Source organism: Methylomonas sp. BG-2 (genome assembly GCF_057766305.1).
This window is the reverse complement of sequence record NZ_JBYMAP010000341.1, coordinates 1-3,152: the sequence shown is the minus strand read 5'-3', so window position 1 is coordinate 3,152 and position 3,152 is coordinate 1. Positions and strand designations below refer to the sequence as shown.

Below are 3,152 nucleotides of genomic sequence, written 5' to 3'. Positions count from 1 at the left end.
CCCCGCTCAGCCAACGCTCGGGCTCCGCTCGGCCGGTGGTCGGGCGCAGTAGGGACATACTGGTGTCCAAACGCCCACAATCGCGGCAGAACCGCTCCCGCGCCGCCTTTTTCTCCGCGGCGAAAATCGTGTCTTCGTCGCTGGGATGATAAGCCGTTCAAACCCAGCGCTGCGGTGCTCAGTTCGGCAACAACAAATTTGCCGCCAAGCGTTCGAACCAGGCGGCGATGGTCTCGGGTGGCGTGTCGCCAACCAGCGCGCTGGAAAATAAACCTTCGGCGACATGCACGCCCAGTTGCCGGTAGGCTTCGAATTGTTCTTCGTCGAAGAATTGGTCCAATGTGGTTTGATGCGGAAAATCCGCATTATTGCGGCGATAACGCTGGATTAGCGCCGGCTCGTTGCCGGTAACCGACAGTTTCAGATACAGCAAAAACCCGGTGCCGGCCGGCGCGCCTTCTATCGAGGGATAGTCGATCACGCAGAACTGGGCGTGAGCCCGGCTGAAACCGCTGGCCGGATTCGGACGAATGTCGTCCAGCGCCGGTTCGATGCGCACGCCGAAATCGATTTGGGCGTGGCGGACCAAGGTCATCAAACCACCGAAGCTGAATTCCGGGTCGGCCTCGCCGTCCACGCAGATGATGAATTTACAGCGCCGCCGCAACAACTCGTAAACCGCCATATTTTCGATATGGCCGCCGTCGGACAGATTCAGCCACGCCTTGTTCTCCGACATGCCGACACCGAACATTTCCCGAATCAGGCACAAGAAACCCGGCTCCGAAAACGGCGACCAGATCCGCGGGTTCTTGATCCAGAATCCCAGCCGCAGATTCAATATCGCCAACAATGCGGTCAGCGTCGGCATCGCGCCCAAGCCCATGTGCGCGGAAAGCGCGGCGCCCGAGGTCGCCATCGCGGTGGCCAGATCCACCGGCTTGCCGTTGGCGCGCCAATCCGACGTTTTACTGTAACCGACCGACGGCGCGCCCATCCAATACTTGGAGAACAAAAAGAAATCGCAACGCCTGTCCTGCAGGTTGGGGCGTTCGCTGGACGGCAGATTCAGCGCGGTGTTCACCAGATGGTAAGGCGCCCGGTGTTTGCTATCGAGGCTCGCCAATTCCACGGTTTGGTAAGGATGATCGACCGTTCCGATGAAGGTCCTGGACAAGCCGTCCCGATACAAGCGGTGCGGGCCGGTCAAATTGATGTTCAGCACCAAAAAGGCGATAAAACCGGATGCGACCAGGATGGCCAGCAGCGCCCAATCGCCGGATACGCATTCCAATACCGGCACCGCCACGTTAATGCTATGCAAGTGCCAGAGCGCGTAACCCAGCAGCAGACCCAGGAAAGGTATCAACAAGCCCGCCGACCATAACAAAACCTGCAACACCACCCGCCGCAATTTGGGCTCCTTGAGTATCGGCAGAAAGCGCACCGCCGCCGGCGTCGCGGTAATCAGGCCGCCGATGACGGCCGGAAATGTCCAGTGGGCTTTCAACCACAGATACACATCCAACGCGATTTTATAGCCGTTGCCGATCGCTTGCGCCGAGTAGCCCAACAAGGTCAAACCGGTCAACGCGCCGAACAACCAGCCGGCCCTGCTCGCATACTCGGGTCGCCAGCGCATCGCAAAGCCCCAGCCGATCAAACTGAATGCGGAAAAAACGGCTAGAACGCTTAAAGCGACTTGCCAATACCCCGCTAGAAACGGTTGAGTCAACAGCGTTAGCTCGACGATAGACGCAATCACAAACAGCGGTGCCGTCCAGTTCAATAACATGCCACCCAAGGTGGCGGTGGCCATGCCCCAGGCTTGTTTCAGATTTTGGGCGGACAGAAATTTAGCGCGTTGCCGAACATAGCGAATCGGATCGGAGTCCGGACCGTGAGGGGCGCCAAGATCGCAGACCGAAACGCCGTCGTTCAAGCGACTGCTGATGAAACTGCCGGTGTAGCCGCCGCCGGAGACCGTCGAAAGATAGTCCACCTGGTGCAGCAATTGGCTATCGGCCAGCACCTGCACGATGCCCAGGCCAAACGTGGCCGAACGAATGCCGCCGCCGGACAGGGCCAGGCCGACCGCATCCTCGCCGTCCGGGGTTTCGATCAAATACTGTTTCCGGCGCTGGTCGATATCGCTGGCTTCGTCTTGATTGATCCGAGCGCGGTTTTCGTCCGGCAAGTAGGCATCGGGAATGCCGAAGCGCAACGGCTTGAACAAGCGCGCGACGCTCTTCTGCTCCAACGCTCCCGGACAATCCTGGTCCCGCCAACCGGTACCGTAAGCCATTTGGTGGAATTGGTCGGCATATTCGCGCAGCACCCGCTGTATCCGGTGCAGTTCGCCGCGAAACTCGTCGGCGCCGTCGCGCGAATCCAATACGCCGGCCTCCTTGGCGCGATGCCATTTGGAGGTCACCGGCCGCAGCTCGACGTTGAGCAACTCGGTCACCTTGGCGGCGAATAGTTCGCAGCCGGGATTGTTCTTGATCGCGGTCCGGCCGAAGCCGAACAAATCGAACAGACTTTGCAAGGCGCTGGCTTCGATCCCGTACTGATACGGCAGGCTCTGAGTCGCAATCCGGGTCCGCAGTTCGGTCAGGAATTCGTGAGCGGCCTTTTTATCGGCGGCACTGGGCCGCTCCGCGAGCGACAGGGTTTCAGACATCGGCGAATCTCCATGGGATGACGAACGGCGGCGCGACAAAACACGCGGCGGGCTGGATTAACTTAGCCAACTTGGCGCGTTAGAGTCAAGCTCGGCCGGCGAATCACAGCCGCACTGCGGATTAACTTTGCGGCGGGTGTAAGGTGGATTCGCCAATAGGCAATCCAACATCGATTACTTTCCGGCGGTGATAGCCAGTCCGGTTGCGATGGCCTATGGGTCGTTGGCGGGGTGTTTAGGAGGCTGAGCAGGATATTCAGTCAGTTTGTTCCATGATCTAGCTTCATCCAACCCGCAATATTGCGTTGACTCTGCAGGATACGCCAAACATCAACGTAATCGGTTCGTTCAACGTAGAACACTCAATGACGGCAGCGTCCGCCGTTACCTGTACGACGCCACCCAACAGCTGATCCAAGTCCGCAGCGGCAGCGACACCGGCGCTATCCTGGCCGGCTACGGCTACGAC

2 protein-coding genes are annotated in these 3,152 nt (G+C 59.3%); one reads left to right on the top strand and one right to left on the bottom strand.

Annotated elements, in window-relative coordinates; genetic code table 11:
- Positions 1 to 178 precede the first annotated feature (178 nt).
- Positions 179 to 2,683, bottom strand: coding sequence for a hypothetical protein (locus AC3B8H_RS19810; protein WP_488443239.1), 2,505 nt, complete (start codon positions 2,681 to 2,683; stop codon positions 179 to 181).
- Between the two features lie 265 nt (positions 2,684 to 2,948).
- On the opposite strand from AC3B8H_RS19810, the gene AC3B8H_RS19805 reads away from it, so the two are divergent.
- Positions 2,949 to 3,152 (top strand): hypothetical protein (locus AC3B8H_RS19805; protein WP_488443238.1); only part of this gene is annotated, 204 nt, incomplete at its 3' end.

Bases quoted from the DNA above. Each gene is read 5' to 3' on its own strand.
- AC3B8H_RS19810 (WP_488443239.1), bottom strand. From the start codon at position 2,683: ATGTCTGAAACCCTGTCGCTCGCGGAGCGGCCCAGTGCCGCCGATAAA.